General features: G+C 62.2%; 14 protein-coding genes. 4 read left to right on the top strand and 10 right to left on the bottom strand.

Translation table 11 applies throughout. The annotated features are described in order from the left end of the window. Nucleotides 1–88 precede the first annotated feature (88 nt). Complete coding sequence (gene xdhB / locus QTI45_RS34960; RefSeq protein ID WP_286657625.1) at nucleotides 89–2,452, bottom strand: xanthine dehydrogenase molybdopterin binding subunit; 2,364 nt, start codon at nucleotides 2,450–2,452, stop codon at nucleotides 89–91. 3 nt (nucleotides 2,453–2,455) lie between these two features. Beyond that, nucleotides 2,456–3,928: a xanthine dehydrogenase small subunit gene (xdhA, locus tag QTI45_RS34955; RefSeq protein ID WP_286657624.1), complete on the bottom strand. Its 1,473-nt coding sequence runs from the start codon at nucleotides 3,926–3,928 to the stop codon at nucleotides 2,456–2,458. 235 nt (nucleotides 3,929–4,163) lie between these two features. Here xdhA and QTI45_RS34950 point away from each other — a divergent pair, with 235 nt between their 5' ends. From QTI45_RS34950 to QTI45_RS34935, 4 genes are all read left to right on the top strand, one after another. Further along, on the top strand, nucleotides 4,164–4,856 hold the full coding sequence (locus QTI45_RS34950; protein WP_286657623.1) for a GntR family transcriptional regulator: 693 nt from the start codon (nucleotides 4,164–4,166) through the stop codon (nucleotides 4,854–4,856). A 124-nt stretch (nucleotides 4,857–4,980) separates the two neighbouring features. Next, a complete protein-coding gene (gene yghU / locus QTI45_RS34945) occupies nucleotides 4,981–5,862 on the top strand; it encodes a glutathione-dependent disulfide-bond oxidoreductase (protein WP_286657622.1) in 882 nt (293 codons plus the stop codon). 30 nt (nucleotides 5,863–5,892) lie between these two features. Further along, on the top strand, nucleotides 5,893–6,525 hold the full coding sequence (locus tag QTI45_RS34940) for a glutathione S-transferase family protein (protein WP_286374282.1): 633 nt from the start codon (nucleotides 5,893–5,895) through the stop codon (nucleotides 6,523–6,525). Between the two features lie 378 nt (nucleotides 6,526–6,903). Next, a complete protein-coding gene (locus tag QTI45_RS34935; protein ID WP_286374281.1) occupies nucleotides 6,904–7,368 on the top strand; it encodes a hypothetical protein in 465 nt (154 codons plus the stop codon). A gap of 22 nt (nucleotides 7,369–7,390) precedes the next feature. On the opposite strand, the gene QTI45_RS34930 is transcribed toward QTI45_RS34935, so the two are convergent. The 8 genes from QTI45_RS34930 to QTI45_RS34895 all read right to left on the bottom strand — a co-directional run bounded on the left by QTI45_RS34930 (nucleotide 7,391) and on the right by QTI45_RS34895 (nucleotide 19,385). Next, nucleotides 7,391–10,372 carry an FAD-binding and (Fe-S)-binding domain-containing protein gene (locus tag QTI45_RS34930; RefSeq protein ID WP_286657621.1) on the bottom strand — a complete coding sequence of 994 codons (2,982 nt, stop codon included), beginning with the start codon at nucleotides 10,370–10,372 and terminating at the stop codon, nucleotides 7,391–7,393. Nucleotides 10,373–10,577: 205 nt separating this feature from the next. After that, complete coding sequence (locus QTI45_RS34925; protein ID WP_286657620.1) at nucleotides 10,578–11,324, bottom strand: hypothetical protein; 747 nt, start codon at nucleotides 11,322–11,324, stop codon at nucleotides 10,578–10,580. Between the two features lie 176 nt (nucleotides 11,325–11,500). Continuing rightward, nucleotides 11,501–11,716: a hypothetical protein gene (locus tag QTI45_RS34920; RefSeq protein WP_286374278.1), complete on the bottom strand. Its 216-nt coding sequence runs from the start codon at nucleotides 11,714–11,716 to the stop codon at nucleotides 11,501–11,503. 185 nt (nucleotides 11,717–11,901) lie between these two features. Next, on the bottom strand, nucleotides 11,902–12,312 hold the full coding sequence (locus tag QTI45_RS34915; protein ID WP_286657619.1) for a lecithin retinol acyltransferase family protein: 411 nt from the start codon (nucleotides 12,310–12,312) through the stop codon (nucleotides 11,902–11,904). Nucleotides 12,313–12,792: 480 nt separating this feature from the next. Beyond that, entirely contained in the window at nucleotides 12,793–13,185 is a 393-nt protein-coding gene (locus QTI45_RS34910) for a helicase SNF2 (RefSeq protein ID WP_286657618.1), read from the bottom strand. Nucleotides 13,186–13,527: 342 nt separating this feature from the next. Next, nucleotides 13,528–14,988 carry an efflux transporter outer membrane subunit gene (locus tag QTI45_RS34905; protein ID WP_286657617.1) on the bottom strand — a complete coding sequence of 487 codons (1,461 nt, stop codon included), beginning with the start codon at nucleotides 14,986–14,988 and terminating at the stop codon, nucleotides 13,528–13,530. A gap of 1 nt (nucleotide 14,989) precedes the next feature. Beyond that, nucleotides 14,990–18,151: an efflux RND transporter permease subunit gene (locus QTI45_RS34900; RefSeq protein WP_286657616.1), complete on the bottom strand. Its 3,162-nt coding sequence runs from the start codon at nucleotides 18,149–18,151 to the stop codon at nucleotides 14,990–14,992. Nucleotides 18,152–18,164: 13 nt separating this feature from the next. Continuing rightward, nucleotides 18,165–19,385, bottom strand: coding sequence for an efflux RND transporter periplasmic adaptor subunit (locus QTI45_RS34895; RefSeq protein ID WP_286657615.1), 1,221 nt, complete (start codon nucleotides 19,383–19,385; stop codon nucleotides 18,165–18,167). Between the last annotated feature and the right edge of the window lie 268 nt (nucleotides 19,386–19,653).

Genomic DNA, 19,653 nt, shown 5'->3' with positions numbered 1-19,653 from the left:
CGCAGGGATTTCATGGTCGTTCTTCCTCAGGTTGCCGTTGCAAGGCCAATCGGCGAATTCCGGTTGGCGAATTCATTGATGAACTTCTTCAGTTGCACGCCCGTCGAAGGACGGGTTCCTCTTGCGGCGTGCCCGCTGCCGCGGCACGCCGCTGCAGATCGATCACACTGAACAAAATGCGCTCGGCGGTCGCGGGGGCGTCGAGATGCGGGCTCAGCCGGTAGTCCCCGACACTCGCGATGGCGTCCCTCAGTGCATGGAAGACCGAGATCCCGTGCAGCACTGGCGGTTCGCCGACGGCCTTCGAGCGGTAGATCGAATCCTCCGCATTGCCGGGCGATTCATAGAGGTCGACGCGAAATTCCCTCGGCATGTCGCTCGCGACCGGAATCTTGTAGGTCGATGGGGCGTGAGTCGTCAGCCGTCCCTGGGCATCCCAGCAGAGTTCCTCCATCGTGAGCCAGCCCATGCCCTGCGTGAACGCGCCTTCGATCTGCCCGCGATCGATCGCCGGGTTCAGCGAACGACCGACGTCGTGCAGGATGTCCGTGCGCAGCAGCCGGCTCTCGCCTGTCAGGGTGTCGACGATCACTTCCGAAACAGCCGCGCCGTACACGAAGTAGTAGAAGGGTCGCGTGCCGGTCAGGGTCTTCTTGTCCCAATCGAGCGCCGGCGTGCGGTAGTAGCCGGTGGAGGACAGGGAGATCTGGTTGAAGTGGGCGAGCTTTGCCAGTTCCCCGAAGGCGATCGAGTGCTCCCCGGCCCGGACTTCGTTCCGGACGAAGCGCACCAGGTCCTTCGAGACTTCGAAGTGCCTGGTCGCCAGGTCGGCAAGCCGGTCGCGAATCTGGCGTGCCGCAGCCTGCGCGGCCTTGCCGTTCAGGTCGCTGCCCGACGATGCGGCCGTGGCCGACGTATTGGGAACCTTGCTGGTGTCCGAGGCCGTGATGCGGATGCGGTCGAAATCGATCCCGAGTTCCTCGGAGACCACCTGCGCCACCTTGGTGAACAGCCCCTGGCCCATCTCCGTTCCACCGTGATTGAGCATCACGCTGCCGTCGGTGTAGACGTGCAGCAGGGCGCCCGCCTGGTTCAGGTGCGGCGCGGTGAAGGAGACGCCGTACTTCAGGGGGGTCAGCGCAATGCCCTTCTTGAGATGACGGCTCGCCGCGTTGAACGCCCGGACCCGGCGCCGCCGCGCGGCGTAGTCCGAACTGTCTTCCAGCGTCGCGATGAGGTCGGCGATGACGTTGTCCTTCAGGACCTGTCCGTAGTGCGTGACGTTGCGCTCGTCGGTGCCGTACAGGTTGGCCTTGCGCACTTCCAGCGGGTCCTTGCCCAGATGGAACGCGATCTCGTCGATGACCTGTTCGATGCCCAACGCCCCTTGCGGACCGCCAAAGCCGCGAAATGCAGTGGCGGACACGGTGTTGGTCTTGCACCGATAGGAGTGGATCGCCACGTTCTCCAGGAAATAGGTGTTGTCGCTCGTCAGCGCGGCGCGGTCGTTCACCCCTGCCGACAGGTCGGCGGAGTAGCCGCAGCGTCCCGCCACGTCCATCTCGATGCCATGAATGCGGCCTTCGTGATCGAACCCGACCTCGAACGAGGTCTCGAAGTCGTGCCGCTTGCCGGTCATCACCATGTCGTCGTCCCGGTCCACGCGCAGCTTGACTGGACGGCCCGTCTTCTGCGCCAGCAAGGCGGCATTGCAGGCAAACAGGACCGACCCGCTCTCCTTGCCGCCAAAGCCGCCGCCCATGCGGCGGCATTCGGCCACCACGTCCTTCTCGGCGATGTGCAAGGCGTGCGCGACGTGCATCTGCGTCTCGGTGGGATGCTGCGTCGAGGTGTAGATGTGCATGCCGCCGTCGTCGCGGGGAACTGCGTAGGCGATGTGCCCTTCGAGGTAAAACTGCTCCTGGCCACCCATGCGAATGGAGCCACGCAGCCGATGCGGGGCCTTGGCGATGGCGGGCTTGGCGTCCCCGCGGCGCAGGTGCTGGGTGGGCAGCACAAAGGATTGCGCGGCCATGGCCTCCTTCACGGTGAACACCGGCTCCAGGTCCTCGTACTCGACCACTGCGAGACGCAGCGCGCGCCGGGCCTGATCGATCGACTCCGCCGCCACGCAGAAGAGCGCCTGCCCCACGCACTGCACGAGGCCGTCAGCCAGGATCGGTTCATCGTCGACCATCGGCCCGCAGTCGTTCTTGCCCGGGATGTCCTTCGCCGTCATCACCGCGACCACGCCGGGTGCCGACAGCACGGCCGACAGATCGATGGACTTGACGCGCGCGTGGGCCCGAGCGCTCTGGCCCACCGCCGCATAGAGCGTTCCGCGCAATTCTGGAATGTCGTCGACGTAGGCGGCCTTGCCCGTGACATGAAGATGGGCGCTGTCGTGGCGGATCGACCGGCCCACCCCGCCCTTTTCGTTTTGCTGACTCATGGATCAGGCCTCGCTGGCGACCACGCTGATGCGACCGCCAGCGGTCGTCTCGAGCAGGCACTTGTAGAGCAGGTTCTGTGCTACCAACCGGCGGTAGCCGCTGGTGGCGCGCATGTCGTCGATGGGCTCGAAGTCCAGGGCCAGCGCCTCCATCCCCGCCTGGACGGCGTCATTGCCCCAGGCCTTTCCGGTCAGCGCAGCCTCGCAGCGAAGCGCGCGCCGGGGCACCGCAGCCATGCCGCCAAAGGCGATGCGGGCGTGCGCCACCCGTCCACCTTCCACGCGGATCGCGAAGGCCGCGCACAAGGCAGAGATGTCCTGATCGAAGCGCTTGGAAATCTTGTAGGCCCGCAAGTGGCTGCCGGCCACGCGCAGCGGAATGCGGATGCGCTCGATGAATTCACCCGGAGCGAGCACATTGCGCTGGTACCCGGTATAGAACATGTCCAGCGAGACTTCGCGCTTGCCCGAGCCGCAGCGCAGCACCAGGCTCGCGCCCAAAGCCATGAGCACCGGCATGGAGTCGCCGATCGGAGAACCGTTGCCGATATTGCCGCCCAGCGTGCCCACGTTGCGGATCGGCGGCGACGCAAAGCGCCGCGCCCATTCCGCCAGCTCGGGAAAGTGCTCCACCATAGGCTCGAACGCATCGGCCAAGGTCGCGGCCGCCCCGATCTCCAGGTGGCTCGCCGAGTGGGCGATCTGCCGCAGTTCGTCGATTCTTCCGATGTAGAGAAGCGCTGGCAGATCCTGGCGCTTCTTGGTGATCGTGAGGCCCAGGTCGGTGCCTCCGGCGAGGATTGCGGCCTCAGGGTGGCGGACACGCAACTGCGCGAACTCGGCCAGCGTTTCCGGCGCCCAGTAGAGGCGCATCGGGCGATCCACGACAACGGCGCCTTGGGCGGCTTCGTCCGGCTTGCGTGCACGAGCGTCCGTCGGGGCCGATGTGAATCCCCCGGCATCGGCCTGAAGGGCCGCGTCGACGATCGGCCGATACCCTGTACATCGGCACAGGTTGCCGGCGAGCGCGCATTCGACCTGCGTGCGCGTCGGATTCGGCGTCGACGTCGACAGGGCATGCAGCGACATCACGATGCCTGGCGTGCAGAAGCCGCACTGCGAGGCATGGCAGTCGACCATGGCTTGCTGCACGGGATGCAGGCCGCCATCGGCGCCCTGCAGGCCCTCCACCGTCGTGACTTCCTTGCCATGCAAGGTGGGCAGCAACTGGATGCATGCATTCACCGCGCGGCTGCGCATGCCGTCTCCGAACCTTTCGGTGACGACAACGGTACAGGCGCCGCAGTCACCCTCGGCGCAGCCTTCCTTCGTGCCTGTGAGGCAGAGCGTCTCGCGCAGGTGCGTGAGGAGTGTCGCGTTGGAATCGGGGCAATCGATGCGATGCGGCTTGCCGTTCACCAGCATCGTGATCGTCGCGGGCGCCCGCCGGGGGGCATCCGCATGGGGACTGGACATCTGAACGTACTCCTCAAAGAAGGCCAACTGCGTCGCTTCCCGACCGCACTGGCAGGTACGGGGTGATGGCAGTGTCGCTATGTGCACATTTAATGTCACCATTTTCGTGAGCCAAGTGCGCACATTTTTTGTAAGCATAGAATTGGATGGCGGCCTTTCCCGCGGCGGGCGAGGCTCAGAATCTCCTGGGGTCACAGGGGACGCGCAGGATGAATGGAGCGACATGGGGGTCAACATGAGCAACGCGGTCGAGTCGAGCACGGACAGCCCCGAGGAGCGCGTCTATCGAACGCTCTACGAAGGCATCCTTGACCATCGCCTCCTCCCTGGCACGAAGCTCAAGGAGGTGCCGCTCGCCGAGGCGTTCGGCGTCACGCGAGGCGTGATCCGCAAGGCGCTGGTACGCCTGGCCACCGCGAAAGTGGTGACTATCCGCTCACAGTACGGGGCGTCGGTCGCCAGTCCTTCCTTGGAGGAGGTGGGACAGATTTTTGCCGCTCGCCGACTCGTGGAATCGGCCGTGGTCGAGAACCTGGTCGGCTTCATCAGCGCCAAGGACGCGAAAGAGCTGCGTCAGCTCATGAAGCAGGAGAGTCACGCCTACGGCGCTGGCGACATGAGGGTAGGCATCAAGCTCTCTGCGGACTTTCATGTGCGACTTGCCAAGTACGCAGGCAACGCGGTGCTGGCCGAATTCCTGGAACAACTGGTGGCGCGCACTCCGCTGATCTTCCTGGCTCACGGCGACCCGGGGCAAAGTGTGTCCTGCTCCGAGCACGAACACGCCGACATCGTTGCCGCCATTCTTGCGGGCGACCGGGAGCAGGCGGTCCGGCGCATGCTGTCCCATCTGCAGCACCTCGAAAGCCATGTCGCGCCCCGCACGAAAGAGAAGGGCTCCGACCTCGCACGCTTGCTGGGGCTGTAGACATGGAAGGGCGGCGGTCCGAAAGACGCCCGTACCAGCAGCATCATTCCGGCATGCCTTCGCCAGCACCGGTACACCCTGGACGCGGTATCGTGCGCCTTTTCCCGCCCCTGGAGATCGCTGCATGGATGAGCCGTCCTCGTCATATACCCCGCCGACTGTCTGGTCCTGGAAGAAGGACAACGGTGGCCGCTTCGCGAACATCAACCGTCCTGTCGCGGGTCCGACCCACGACAAGGAACTGCCGGTAGGCCGCCACCCACTGCAGCTCTATTCCCTGGCGACTCCGAATGGGGTCAAGGTCACGGTGATGCTGGAGGAGTTGCTCGAGCTGGGCCACCACGGCGCCGAATACGACGCCTGGCTCATCCGCATCAACGAAGGCGAGCAGTTCGGCAGCGGATTCGTCGCGGTCAACCCCAACGCCAAGATTCCGGCATTGCTGGACCGCAGCGGACCGGCGCCGGTGCGGGTGTTCGAATCCGGCGCGATCCTTCTGCACCTCGCCGAAAAGTTTGGCGGCGCGTTTCTCCCGGCCGGAGGCGAGGCGCGCGCCGAATGCCTCTCATGGCTGTTCTGGCAAATGGGCAGTGCGCCGTTTCTCGGGGGCGGTTTCGGACACTTCTACGCCTATGCGCCGAGCAAGATCGAATACGCCATCGACCGCTACGCGATGGAGGCCAAACGACAGCTGGACGTCCTGGACCAGCGTCTCGCCCAGAGCGAATACCTGGCAGGCGATGAGTACACGGTCGCCGACATGGCGGTCTGGCCGTGGTACGGCACGCTCGTCAAAGGCCAGCTCTATGAGGCCGGGGAGTTCCTGCAGGTCCATGAGTACCGCAACGTCCTGCGCTGGACAGACCAGATCGCCCAACGGCCTGCGGTGCGGCGAGGCCGCATGGTCAATCGCACCTGGGGCCAGCCGGCCAGCCAGTTGCACGAGCGCCACGACGCAGGCGACTTCGAAACGCAGACCCAGGACAAGCTGGCAGCACCTCTTTGAAGCTTCATCCTCCATCGAAAGTACGCGACGATGATCACGCTCTACGACTGCGCGACGGCTCCGAGCCCACGCCGTGCCCGCATACTCCTGGCCGAGAAGGGCGTATCCCACGAGACGGTTCAGGTCGACCTCCGGAACGGTGAACAAATGAGCGAGGCGTACCGAAGCATGAACCCGCAGTGCACGGTGCCCATGCTGCACACCGAAGAGGGCCTGAAGCTGGCCGACAACGCCGCGATCGCCGCCTACCTTGAGGCCCGGTACCCGGAGCCGGACTTGCTGGGAAGTTCGCCCAAGGAAAAGGCAGAGATAGCGAGCTGGAACTGGCGCATCGAGTTCGAAGGCCTCATGGCCATCGCGGAGGCGCTTCGCAACAGCGCGCCGGCGATGGCGAATCGGGCACTGCCCGGGCCTGTGGACTATGCGCAGATCCCGGAGCTGGCACAGCGTGGGCTCGTGCGAGTTCAGCACTTCTTCGACGCGCTGAACGAGCGCCTGGAAGCGCATGCCTTCGTCGCCGCAGACCGGTTCAGCATCGCCGACATCACCGCGGTGGTCGCGGTCGACTTTGCACGTGTCGTGAAGGTCAAGCCGGGCGATCGACACCCCCATCTGCAACGCTGGCGGCTGGCCATGGGAGAACGCGCGTCGATGGCGCTCTGATCCGGACTGCCCTGCCGAGATCCGGCAATATCGATTCCCGGGCGGACGCGGAGTCCGCTTGGGCCCCCCCGTGCCATCCTTCAACTCGGGGTCCGCAGAGGCCCAGGTGCAGGTGCGGGTCGGTCGCGGAACGAGGCGCAAGAAAGCAAACAGCCATTTGCCGGTGAAGTCCCATTTCATCTGGATTGATGTCTGTTTCACCCGTATCACCATCGCGCGTCAGGCAATCAACACGCAACGTGTGGGCGCGACAGTAGAGCTACCGAGACAGGCCGACAGCGAAACAAGCAGTTGTCGATGTCAAGGGAATTGCTACGAGGTCGTCGGACGCATCTGTCGGCTTGGCCTCCTTCACATTCAGATGCACAAAGGAAGATCATGATCAAGCTCAACGCACGTATGGCCCTCGTGGCCGCATCCATGGTTCTCGCCGCCGGGGCCGCATCGGCGCAGGGAATGTCCCGCGCCGAGGTGAAAGCGCAACTCAAGGCTGCGCAAGCAAGCGGACAGATCGCCGCGTTCGACGGGGAAGACAGCGGCTCGGCCTACCTTGCCGCGCACTTTCACTCCGCCGAGCCACGCAGTGAAGTCAAAGCTCAAGTTGCAGAGGCGCGCGCCGACGGCACCCTCAACGTTCTGGACGGCACCGACAGTGGCTCGTTCTACCTCTCGCGCCACCAATCCTTGACCGAGCCTCGCTCGGAGGTGAAGGCCGAGCTCGCGGCTGCCGAGAAGAGCGGTCAGCTGGACGCGTTCTACAACGAGGACAGTGGTTCGTTCGAGCTCACCGCGATGCGCGGGCAGCAGCGCGCGACCCGCCCCGCTGTCGCAAGCACTCGTTGAATCGGCAGGAACCCGGGTCGGGTCAAGGACTGGGAGAACCGGTTCTTGAGCCTGACCTCAGTCGGTCAGCTGAGATAGGACGGCTCAGCTCGTCCAACAGAAAGGCGAACGATTCGTAAGGGCGTCCCGTAGCATGCAGCATTCCCATTTCGCAGGTGCGGTTTGCTGACAGGTAGGCATCGGCGGGGTGAGCGTCGAGTGCAGCCTTCACCTCCCGGGTTGCCGACACCACGAGTTCGGGATGCAGCAAGCCGCGGTCGCCGCCCGTGCCACAACAGGTGGTTCCGATTGGCACCTCAACGTCATCGGCCAGGGTCGATGCAATCTCGTTCAATTGCTTCACGAGCCCCAAATGCGCGATAGAACAAGTCGGATGAACAGCCACGCGCGGAAGCTTGCGAGATATGGGCAGCAGCGGAAGAAGGTCATGGCACCAGGTGATCGAGTCACGAATATCCAACTGGTCGTGCCTTGCCTTTCGTTCGGGATCCAAATGCCTGCCAACATCGTCGAGAAGCCCCAGGGTGCAGGACGCGGCATCGACGACGACAGGCAGTGCAGCGCCATCGCTCCAACGCCAAAGCGCATCTGCGATCGCGTTGGCCATGAACTCATGTCCTCTTCGATAGCCCTTGGAGTGCCAAGGCGTCGAGCAACACAAACCCGCGACATCCGAGGGAATCCATAGCGGGCGGCCGGCCCGTTCCGAGACGGCGAGCAACGCGTCTGCCAGTGAAGGCATTGATGCGTGCCCTGGCTCGCGGCCGAACATTCGGTTGATGCAGGCAGGAAAATACACAGCAGCGGCACCGTCTCGACACGTCGCCGGAAGCGCGCCGGCGGCAAGTGGCATCGGACCCGGAATTGCAGGTATCAAGTCATTGCTCACCATGGTCCGGACACCGGCCATGATCCCCGTCAGCGCCCCGACCCCGAGAACTTTCGCCGCGATGTCGGTCGCGCGCAAGCCCGTGCGCGTCAAACTCTCCACCTTTGACCAGTTCCTGGCAAGGATCAACGCCACAGCCTCGGCTGTTTCCCCATTCTCCGCCATGCGAAACGACTTGATCAACTCACCCGTGTTGATTCCGACCGGGCACTGAATCGCACAGGTCCCGTCGCCGGCACAAGTCTCGATTCCGTCGTATTGATACTCGGCCTGCAGTTTCGCCAGCATGGGAGACTCCGGAGCCTGCCGAGCCATCTCGCGACGGACCACAATGCGTTGTCTCGGTGTCATGGTCACGTTTCTGCTCGGGCAAACGGGCTCGCAGAAGCCGCACTCGATGCAGTGCATCGAACCCGTCACGTTCTCGATGGTCGGGACTGACTTCAGCGACTGGAGATGAAGCAGCGGATTGCGCGTGAGGATGACATCAGGTGCAAGAATGCCGAAAGGATCGGCGAGCGCCTTGAGTCGCCACATGATATCCGTTACCTTCGCGCCCCATTCGCGCTCCAGGAACGGCGCCATGTTCATGCCCGTTCCGTGTTCCGCCTTGAGCGAACCATCGTACTTCCCGACGATGAGGTCTACCAGTTCGGACATGAAAGCGGAATAGCGATCCAGGTCGCCTGAGTCGGAGAAGTCCGCCATAAGATTGAAATGAAGATTGCCGTGGGCTGCATGCCCCGCAACCCCGCCTAAGAATCCGTGCTTGCTCAGCAGGGCCTGTACATCCCGGGCCCCTTCCGCAAGTCGTTCCGGCGGGAAGCAGACGTCCTCGATGACCATGCTGGAGCCAGCAGGACGTACCTTTCCCACCAAGCCAAGCAGTCCCTCCCGCACATGCCAGGCCAACTCGATCGCTTCGGCGACGCTAGTGAACTCGACCGGATGAACCGGTCTTGTCCTCGCGGCAAGAACTTCTACCTGTTGCTCAACCAACGCGAGCGCCCTCGCATCGGGTGCACCGTACTCAACCAGCAGCGCAGCTGCATTCGGATCCAGCGACCTCCAGTAGGTGGGCGTTCCTTCAAAGGCCTGCGCGGCTGCCACCAGGGCCGGCGCCACCATCAGCTCGACTGCTGTGGCGCCGAGTGAGACGAGATCGGGCACCAGAGCGACGCATTCATCAATCGAAGAAAACGCGATCCACGCCACGCCTGTCACTTCTGGTATCGGAACCGTCTCGATGACGGCCTCGCCGACAAACGCCAACGTGCCTTGAGAACCGACGAGTAGGCGACGAAATATCTGCAGCGGCGTGTCACCGTCCAGAAAAGCACACATTCGGTACCCGTGTGTGTTGCGAATCGAGTATTTGCGGCGTATGCGCGCGACCAAGCCCGCGTCGGCGAGTATTTCTCGTTGAAGATCCAAGAGCCCACTGGCCAGCTCAGGCGCGGCCGTGGCAAATGCTGATTCTGCGTCGGCTGCCGAGGAATCGATGATCGCGCCGGACGGCAGTACGAAGGTCAACGCCGCCACTGTGCTGTATGCATCGCGCTGCACCGTGCAACGCATTCCGCCAGAATTATTGGCAATCACGCCTCCGACAGTGCAGGCACTCTCGCTCGCAGGATCCGGACCTAGCCGTCGCCGGTAGCGAGTCAACATCGAATTGCAATGTCCGAGAATGGTCCCGGTGCGCGCTCGGAGTCGGAGCCCATCGGCTTCCACCTTTGCGCCGTACCAGTGGCGACGCACATCGATCAGGATGTCGTCGGACTGCGCCTGACCGTTGAGGCTCGTACCCCCTGCGCGGAACGTGGCATGGCGCTTGTTTTCTCGACAATAGGTGAAGATCTTTGCGACGTCATCGGCATTGCGCGGCAGCAGGACAACCTGAGGAATGAGACGGTAGGCGCTTGCGTCGGAAGCATATCGCACCAGGTCAATCGCTCGGTGCAGCACGACATCCTCACCCAGCAAGGCAACCAGGTCTGACTTCAGGATCGCTGGCGTTCCGTCGACCAGCTCTTCAGATAGAGCGTCGACTTGCGACGTCACATCGGGCCGTCCGATCAGTTCTGGATCAGAGGCTAGAAGCTTCTTGAACATATGAAATTGTCCTCGTCAAAGGCTAGCCAGATTCGTACCATGTCAAGGAATCACGGCCTCGTTAGTTCAAGAGCGCACGCCCAAAACCCCGTTTGGGCCTGAACAGCTAGATCGGGTGCGCCAGACCTACGCCCGGCTGAGGGAGCAAAAGCTCTGGCGCACTCCTCTTCGTGTCGAAAGGACTCATTCGCAAGTCACAGCACGCTCATTCATCTGCCAGCTGCACGGTAGCGCGCTCCAACCTGTCTATGACCGCCCCAAGCTCTTGACGGTATGCGTTGAATTTCGATTCAGCTGCCGCAGCGTCCTCGCCTCCGAGCTTCTCTCCGAAGTTGACCGTGGCCCGCAGCCTGTCGTCTGCCCGTGAGCCGTACGAGGCCAGACCACGCTCGGCGTATCGCGCAGAGGCTGCCAGCGCGGCACCTGCTTCGGAAAGCTTGCGCTTCTCCCAAGCCTTTGTGGCCTCCGTGTAGTAATGGAGCGCCAGGGTCGCGCTGATGCGGGCAATCTTGCGATCGATGTGCCTGCGATGAACGACCTGGCCGGCCGCGACCTCGTCTGCCGCTTTGCGCAACGCGTTCTCGTCCCTGCGCAACCGCGCGGCCATGCCTGCGTCGGCGTGCAGGGCTTGGCATCCAAGTGATGAAGCCACTTCTCTCAGCTCGCTCGCAGCTTGGTCGAAATCTCGCCGAGCGATGTCTTTCTGCGCGCGTTCAAGTTGGGATTCCAGTCCGAACGTGCCGATTTCGCCAGTGCCCTCTCCACTGGGCGACTGAGTGCTCGGTGTGCCTGAAGCCGGTATCTTGCAGGATGCATAGCCAGTCGCATCTGGGTTCGCCGTCTCCGCATAGGTCGGCAAAGTAGCCAACAGTGCTGCCGCGACCATGCCTCGAAAGAGGTGGTGCTTTACCTTCGATCCTGCGGAGACGTCTTCCTTGTTGCTTCCGCTCATATTCAGGTACCCGGTGGTTTCGTAAGCCGTTGAATGGCTGCTCGGCTGCAGATGTTGAAGACTCTGATTGAAGTGTCGGGCAAGACGGTCTCAGAATCGTTTCACCTTTGGTCCAAAGCGTTACAGCTGCAATGAGAATGTCGCCCTCACATGCAGGATTCATTTGTCGAACCAGCTCAGGTCGAGATCGACCGGACTTGTGGCGTGTCCAAGTCGATTCCGATGAGGGCACGCGCGAACAAGTAGTTGTTTCGCACGCTCTCGGTCATCGCATCCATGTCGACGTGACCTTCGCCATCGCAAGCAAATGACCATGACCGCCCGTGCCGGTCGAGTGACTGGAAGCGCAGCTCAAAATTTGTCACCGGTTGCGAATCGAATGTCGGGTTCATGGCATCCTCCTGGGACGATATCAACGCATGCTTCAATGGTCGAGTCCTGGCATTGCACGCCGATTTCGCGTTCGTGGAACTTTGCTGCGGGTCCATTGCGTTTGATATCAAACGAAATTTGCTTGCTCGTCGCGGGCGGCACGAAGGCCCAGGGGCTGCTTCGACGGATCTGCCAGTCGCCAGCATCAGCGACGAAGAATGGGTAGGGCGAAGGTACTGAAGGCAACGAGCGCCATGTAGAGGCGAGCGTACAGTGCCTCGATCTGGGTGCTGCGACTGATGCCTTGCTCGCACCAAGCAGAGAAGTGTTCACAATTGTTGGTGAAAAGTGAGAAACGTCTCTCGCCAAGACGCTGCCGCGCACGATCCGCGCAGCCCGGCCCGTCGAAGCGACGACCGGGTACGACGTGCACGGAAACCGGATGTCCAAGAGAGAAAAGCTCGACTGAGATCTCCTCGACAGGGCCCGGCCACCAAAGACGGCTGAATCCCGCGTAGTGGATCACGCGTCCGCTTCCGACATAGATGCCATGGTGAACATACCCGCACCGCGGCGTTACAAGATGATCGCCTACCGAAAAGTTCATGGTCTTCATGACTGCGCCCTCATATAGCAATGAACATGAGTGTTCCGAGGGAGTGCTATCAAACGATTTCCAAGTTCGGTTTCGGCGTTGCGCTTGCAACACAGCGTGGCATGGAAGGCGCAGAAGAACTTGCGCGACTGGTGGCCCACGTTCACCGCGAGAAACTTTGGCGTGGCTAGGGCTCTTGCATCAGGGCCCTGAAGCATTCCAGGTGCGCTACGTCACAACGCAGTCCCGCCCCATGTCTGAGCTAGGACTTCAGGTGGTCCGGTGAGCGACTTGCGGGCAAGTGCTGCGGTCTGATCCCAGAAGGCCACACCTGGCATCACATCGGCCATCCTCCAGTTTCTCGGTACAGCGATGCATGCGACTGCGAGGAGCCTGGCTGACGGCAGACCTCAGCGGCGGAAGAATCGTGTCGATCGCTCGCTCGCGCGACCGGCGCAATGCCGGCCGCGGTACAGAAAACTCGTGAACTCACGATACTCGTCAGTACGCCTCGCCCCATGCATTGCTGCCGAGAGCATGCGCGGCGGACGTTGCCTGCGCACGGACGGCCGAGCGGCTGACCGTCGAGACAATGGGCGCCGGGACGCCGGCGTCGTAGCCATCCGCATACGGATTCGGGCTGTGCGCAGCCTTGACAGCCTGCGCCCGCTCGTAGCTGCGCGTGACTGTGGAGACGAACGGGGTCGAGACGCCCGACTGCGCGCCGTCGTCGTACGGGTCGGCGTGGTCGGCGGCGTAGACAGCTCCGGCGCGGACCGTCGCGCGGCTCGCCTGATCGGTGATCGGATGCACGCCGTCATAAGTTTCGGCCTGGGCGCCCACGGCTGCAAGCATGCCGACGATGGCAAGGGCAAAAAGGGTCTTCGATTTCATGATGAACTCCTGGCAGGTATTGAACTGTCGAAATGGCTGCGGCTGCAGCCGGGCTTTATGGCCGGGTCGTGGATTCGAACCTTCCATGGACGAACTATCTCGCCGTTCGGTTGCCTGAAAATTGCACGCGCCGCGTTCCGTGTTTCGGCTGAAGCGACGTAGGCAACACACGCCGCGATGGGAAAAGCCCGAACCTCTCCCCAACCGAAGAGGTGTTTCTGTCGTGTCGCCTGACACATAGATCGATGTCCTCCCCTTGGGACGACTCTTTGCCGAAGTCACGGCGCATTCGCTGTATGGCTGGTGCCGGTTCTCGCGCCCCGGCTCGGATGATTCAACTTTCTACCGGAGCTCACTCGCAACGGCCCGCATCTCGCCTGTATCCTGAACCCAGCCGCCACCGAGCGATCGATACAAGTCCACGAGGCTCTCCAGCCGGCTCAAGCGCACCGAGACAAGTGCCAACTGGGCGTTGTAAAGATCGGTTTGTGCCGTGAGTACATTGAGGTACCCGTCCAACCCGGTCTCGAACCGCACCTGCGCGATGCGTACACGCCTGGACTGGGCGTCCGCGAGGCGTAACGCGGCGACGAGTTGGTCGTTGAAGGTGACCCGAGCCGCGAGGCCGTCTGCAACCTCCCGGAAAGCTGTCTGTATCGCCTTCTCGTACTGCGCGATCCCCACGTCCTTGCTCACTTTCGCGACGTCCAGGTTGGCTCGGTTGGACCCCGCGTCAAAGATCGGCGCAGCGAGCGATGGGACGAAGGCCCACGCGCCCGAGCCCCCGTCGAACAGTCCTCCCAACGTAGAGCTTGCCAATCCGAACGAGCCGGTCAGCGCGATGCGGGGAAAGAATGCCGCTCTGGCAGCACCAATGTCCGCGTTCTCGGCGCGCAAGAGCGCCTCGGCTTCGAGAATGTCCGGACGCCGGGTCAGCAAGTCAGACGGCAGGCCGGCCGGGACGTCATCGCGGATAGCCTGCTCACTCAGCGGAGTCGAAGGCGCCAGCGTCAGCGGCATCGGTTCCCCTATAAGCAGCACCAGAGCGTTCAGCGCTTGTGCCTTCAAGCGCAGTTGCTCCGCTTCATTTCCCTTGGCTTGCTCGACCAACGTTTGTGCCTGACTGACGTCGAGATCGGATGCGGTCCCGACTTCAAACCGACGCTGCACTATCGCAAGCGCGTTCGTCGCCGCGTCCAGGGTGTCTCGCGTGACCACGAGTCGCTCGTCCGACGAGAGCGTAGCCAAGTATTGACTGGCGACCTGGGAGACCAGAAGGATCTCGGCGGCCTGGCGCGCGTGTGCGCTGGCCATGTATTGCTCGAATGCTGCATCGGTGAGGCTTTGGAGGCGCCCGAACAGATCGACCTCCCAGGCCACCGACAGCCCCGCCGTCGCAGAATGCACGACCAAGGGCTTCCCGCTCTGCTCCAGTGTGCCGGGCGTGCGCGACTTGGAACCCTGTCCGTAGACGGAAAGCTGAGGGAACATGTCAGAGCGGTGGATGCGGTATTGAGCCTGAACTTTCACTACGTTGAGAACGGCGACGCGAAGGTCGCGATTGTTCCGCAAAGCGATCTCCACCAACTGTTGCAAACGCTTGTCCGTAAGGATGTCTCGCCAACCGGTCTCGGATGCAGGCGGCAGACTTGCGGAAGCGGGCCTCGCCGTCCCGTAGCCCTCGCCCGTGGGGTAGAAGGCGGCCACCGGCGCCGCCGGCCGCTGGTAGAGGGGCTGCAGGCTACAGCCGACCAGAACGATCGCCGCTGCCGAGGCTAGAGCACCGTTTTTGAAGATTTGCATGTCACGGTCTCTCTGGCATTGCGAGGCCCTTTGGGGTCGGCCGAAGCGGGCCGGTCAGCGGCTTCGACCCAGCCAGCCTCTGTGCGACCACTACATAGAACATCGGGATCATGAAGATGGCTAGAAAGGTCGCAGTGGCCATGCCACCTAGGACGCAAATGCCGATCGAGTTCTGGCTTGCCGATCCGGCACCCTTGGCAATCGCGAGCGGCATCACGCCGAGTCCGAAAGCCAGCGAGGTCATCAGAATCGGCCTTAGACGCATCTGAGCGGCTTCGACAGCCGAATCCCTTGCACTTCGTCCCTTGGCTTGCAGTTCGCGCGCAAACTCGACGATCAAGATGGCATTCTTCGCCGACAGCCCGATCGTCGTGAGCAGACCCACTTGGAAGTACACGTCGTTGGAGAGGCCGGACAAGGTCGTTGCGCCAAGTGCGCCCAAGACGCCCAGCGGGATAACCAGAAGCACCGAGAGCGGAATCGACCAACTCTCATACAACGCGGCAAGGCAGAGAAAGACCACCAGAATCGACAGCCCGTAAAAGTACGGCGCCTGCGAGCCGGACTGCTGTTCCTGAAGCGAAATTCCAGTCCATTCGTAACCGATTCCCGCCGGCATCTGCTTCATGAGACGCTCCATGGCCGCGATTGCCTGACCGGTGCTTCGGCCCGGTGCCGCTTGCCCCTGAACTTCGATTGCCGGCACCCCGTTGTAGCGCTGTAGTTGAGGTGGACCGAACGTCCACAAACCTTTGGCGAAAGACGAAAACGGCGCCATTCCGCCCTGGTCGTTGCGCACGTAGAGTTGACTCAGGTCGTCCGGATTCATCCGGAACGGCGCATCGGCCTGCACATACACTTTCTTGATGCGGCCATCGGTGTCGAGAAAGTTGTTGACATACTTCGAACCCCAGGCAATTGAGAAGGCCTGATCCGCGTCGGTGATGGCGACGCCCAGCGCGCTTGCCTTCTCGCGATCCACGTCGACCTTGAATGTCGGGTTGTCGGCCAGCCCGTTGCGCCGTACCAACGAGAGATCAGGGTCATGCCTGGAGAGCTCGAGCAGCCGATCGAAGGCCTGGGACAACTTCTCGTGCCCTACCCCTGCGCGATCCTCGAGCTCGAAATCGAAACCCGATGCGGTGCCAAGCCCCTGGATCGCCGGCGGATTGATTGGAATGATGACGGCGTCCTTGTACGACGCGAAATGCTTCGCCACGCGCGCTCCCAGTGCACCGGCGCTAAGCTCGGGGTTCTCCCTTTGGCTCCAATCCTTCAGCTGGACATAGACGAGTCCTTGGCTCTGCCCACGGCCGGCGAAGTTGAAGCCATTGATCTGGAAGCTGCTCTCGACCACATTGGTCTCGTCCTTTGCGAGATACTCGCCAATGGCATCGAGAACGACGCCAGTGCGCTCCATCGTCGCTCCGGGAGGGGTCTGTACCTGGACGTAGATAAAACCCTGGTCCTCGGTCGGCAGGAAAGATGCCGGCAGATGAATGAACAGCCAAGCCACCGAGGCAATGATGGCAGCATAGATCGCGAACCAACGGGTCGAACGCAGGATCACATGGCGCACCCCTTGAACGTAGCGCTCCCGGGACCGATCGAAAAAGCGATTGAACCAGCCAAAGAAGCCCGTCGACCCAAGTGCAGGCACCATGCCGGGCTTCAGGATCAGCGAGCAGAGTGCTGGCGTCAGCGTAAGGGCGACGAAGACGGAGAGCAGCATCGCCGAGACAATCGTCAGCGAGAACTGCCGGTAGATCGCACCAACCGTGCCACCCGAGAACGCTACCGGAACGAACACCGCGCACAACACCATTGCCACGCCAAAGAGCGCACCGGAGATCTGCGCCATTGCCTTGCGCGTTGCGTCGGCCGCCGAGAGACCCTCCTCCTCCATGACGCGTTGGACGTTCTCGACCACGACTATGGCGTCGTCCACCAGAAGGCCGATCGCCAGCACGAGGCCGAACATCGAAAGCGTATTGACCGTAAAGCCCAGAACCGCCATCACGCCAAAGGTGCCAAGCAGCACCACCGGTACCGCTATCGTGGGAATTATCGTGGCGCGAATGTTCTGCAGGAAGAGAAACATGACCAGGAAGACCAACACGATGCCTTCAAGAAGAGTCTTCACCACCTCTTTTATCGATTCCTTTATGAAGGGCGTCGCATCGTTTGGGTACACGACCTTCAAGCCGGCCGGAAAGTATCTCGACAGTTCATCAATGCGGTTGCGCACGGCAGTGGCTGTAGCGAGCGCATTCGCTCCGGTCGCGAGCTGGATGGCCATCCCCGAGGCTGGCTTGCCGTTGTATTTGGTGTCGACGCTGAAACTCTCGGCGCCGAGTTCGATCCGCGCGACATCGTGCAGCTGCACTCGGGAGCCGTCGGGCAGAACCTTGAGAAGGATTGCGCCGAAGTCCTTGGGCGTTCGCAGCAGTGTGGCGGCGGTGATGGTCGCCGTCAGCTCCTGGCTCTGGACCGCCGGCGCGCCCCCAAGCTGGCCGCCGGAAACCTGCACGTTCTGGTTTGTGATCGCCGCAGTGACGTCAACCGGCGTAAGTGCATAGCTGTACAGCTTTGGCATATCGAGCCAGATTCGCATGGCGTACTGGGTTCCGTACACGTTGAAGTTGCCAACGCCATTGATCCGGCTGATCGGATCCTGGACATGCGACACCACAAAGTTGGCGATGTCAAATTTGTTCATGCGCCCATCCGTCGACACAAAGCCGACCACCAGAAGGTTCGCGGTGCTGGATTTCGTGACACGGATGCCGGCCTGCTGAACCTGCGCGGGCAGCAGAGGCGTGGCAAGCTGAAGCTTGTTCTGTACCTGGACCTGCGCAACGTCGGGATTCGTTCCTGGCGCGAAGGTGAGCGTTGTCGTGGACTGTCCAGTATCGTCGCTGACCGAGGAGAGATAGAGCAAGTGGTCGAGTCCGCTCATCTGCTGCTCGATCACCTGGACCACCGTGTCCTGTACCGTGGTAGCCGACGCCCCAGGGTACATCGTGGCGACTTGCACCGTCGGTGGCGTGATCTGCGGATACTGTTCAACCGGGAGCGTCAAGATCGACAGTCCCCCAGCAAGCATGATCAGGAGCGCAATCACGATCGCAAAGATCGGCCGCTGGATGAAGAACTTTGACATGGTCGGACTTTGGCTATCTGGCTTCGGTCGACGCGATCGATGCGGCAGCAGCCGGAGCGCCTGATGCCAAAGCAGGTTTTGGTACCGCCGCCGATGAAACCATTCGTACCTGGGTTCCGGGGGCCACCTTCTGCAGGCCGGCCACTATGACCTTTTCGCCTTCGGCCAAGCCACCATCGACTACCCACTGATCGCCAACCGTCCGCGTTGCCTGGATCGTGCGCAAGGCGACCTTGTCGTCGGCTCCGACCAACAGCACCGTGGCCTGGCCTTGGGGGTCGTGCGTAACCCCAACCTGCGGGACCAGCATCGCGCTTTCATCCACGCCCTGATCGATGCTGGCTCGCACAAACATTCCTGGCAGCAGCACATGATCCGGATTCGGGAACACCACCCGGATCGTCACCGAGCCGGTGCCCGCATCGACAGTAACGTCCGTGAACTCAAGCCGTCCCGGCAGCGGATACGTCGATCCGTCCTCCAGTATCAACTGGACCTTGGTCGCGTCTTCGCCAGTCAGCTTCAACTTGCCTGAAGCAATGTCCCGACGCCACTGCAACCCAGCTACGCTGGATCGATTCAGGTCGACGTAGATTGGGTCAAGTTGCTGAACAGTGGCCATCAAGGTCGCGGCACTCCCCTGCACATAGGCACCCTGGGTGACCTGCGAAATGCCGATTCGGCCGCTGATCGGCGAGACCACCTCGGTATAGGCCAGATTGATCCTGGCTGCTTCCACGGCGGCTTTGCCTGCCGAGACCGCAGCCTCGGCCTGCCCCTGCGCTGCAACCGCGTTATCGAGGTCCTGCTTGCTGATGGCGTTGGCGCCGATGAGCTGCCTGTCGCGCTGCGCCAGTGATGTGGCAGCCACCACATTCGCTTGCGCGTTCTGCAGCAAAGCTTGCGCGGTGTCCAATGCAGCACGGAATGGCGCCGGATCGATGCGATAGAGCAACTGATTCGCCTTGACGTCAGACCCTTCCTGGAATTCGCGTTGAAGGACGATTCCGTCGACCCGTGCGCGCACTTGCGCTACACGGTACGCTGAGGTGCGCCCTGGAAGCTCGGCGCGCACCGTCAATGGCCTCATGTGCACCGTTACCACTTCAACCTCGGGTCGCTCCATCTCCCGAGCAGGAATCTTCGATTCGCCACAGGCACTGAGAAAAATGAAAGTGCTCGCCGCGGCGACGCCGACGAAGCGCTTGAAGTACTGAACGGAAGCGGTGTGCATGGGACGCCATTCAATGCGGATTGAGAATTCAGAGCTGATTCAACTTACCGACTTGTTGCGATGCGTGAATCGCGCCACGCGCAACAACCCCTGTGCGGATCCCTTTTGAGAGGGCGACGCATGCTCAGGGCCTCTTTCACGCTGACTCCTTGGTCGATGGTTCCGGGTCTGCAGGCAGATCGTGCGGGGCCAGCATTTCGCCTGGGTTTCAGACCCACGCCTTCCACATTTCAGATGTAGTGCGATCAACCCACCGGCGAGGCGACGC

The sequence above is a fragment of the Variovorax saccharolyticus genome (assembly GCF_030316765.1).
GTDB lineage: Bacteria > Pseudomonadota > Gammaproteobacteria > Burkholderiales > Burkholderiaceae_C > Variovorax > Variovorax saccharolyticus.
Note: the sequence above shows the minus strand (reverse complement) of the source record. Positions and strands in the feature narration are given on the sequence as shown.

Excerpts from the sequence above, each read along its gene's own strand:
- QTI45_RS34905 (WP_286657617.1), bottom strand. The coding sequence starts at position 14,988 with ATGCAAATCTTCAAAAACGGTGCTCTAGCCTCGGCAGCGGCGATCGTT.
- xdhA (WP_286657624.1), bottom strand. The coding sequence starts at position 3,928 with ATGTCCAGTCCCCATGCGGATGCCCCCCGGCGGGCGCCCGCGACGATC.
- QTI45_RS34915 (WP_286657619.1), bottom strand. The coding sequence starts at position 12,312 with ATGAAGACCATGAACTTTTCGGTAGGCGATCATCTTGTAACGCCGCGG.
- QTI45_RS34950 (WP_286657623.1), top strand. The coding sequence starts at position 4,164 with ATGAGCAACGCGGTCGAGTCGAGCACGGACAGCCCCGAGGAGCGCGTC.
- xdhB (WP_286657625.1), bottom strand. The coding sequence starts at position 2,452 with ATGAGTCAGCAAAACGAAAAGGGCGGGGTGGGCCGGTCGATCCGCCAC.
- QTI45_RS34940 (WP_286374282.1), top strand. The coding sequence starts at position 5,893 with ATGATCACGCTCTACGACTGCGCGACGGCTCCGAGCCCACGCCGTGCC.
- yghU (WP_286657622.1), top strand. The coding sequence starts at position 4,981 with ATGGATGAGCCGTCCTCGTCATATACCCCGCCGACTGTCTGGTCCTGG.
- QTI45_RS34895 (WP_286657615.1), bottom strand. The coding sequence starts at position 19,385 with ATGCACACCGCTTCCGTTCAGTACTTCAAGCGCTTCGTCGGCGTCGCC.
- QTI45_RS34935 (WP_286374281.1), top strand. The coding sequence starts at position 6,904 with ATGATCAAGCTCAACGCACGTATGGCCCTCGTGGCCGCATCCATGGTT.
- QTI45_RS34900 (WP_286657616.1), bottom strand. The coding sequence starts at position 18,151 with ATGTCAAAGTTCTTCATCCAGCGGCCGATCTTTGCGATCGTGATTGCG.
- QTI45_RS34910 (WP_286657618.1), bottom strand. The coding sequence starts at position 13,185 with ATGAAATCGAAGACCCTTTTTGCCCTTGCCATCGTCGGCATGCTTGCA.
- QTI45_RS34930 (WP_286657621.1), bottom strand. The coding sequence starts at position 10,372 with ATGTTCAAGAAGCTTCTAGCCTCTGATCCAGAACTGATCGGACGGCCC.
- QTI45_RS34920 (WP_286374278.1), bottom strand. The coding sequence starts at position 11,716 with ATGAACCCGACATTCGATTCGCAACCGGTGACAAATTTTGAGCTGCGC.
- QTI45_RS34925 (WP_286657620.1), bottom strand. The coding sequence starts at position 11,324 with ATGAGCGGAAGCAACAAGGAAGACGTCTCCGCAGGATCGAAGGTAAAG.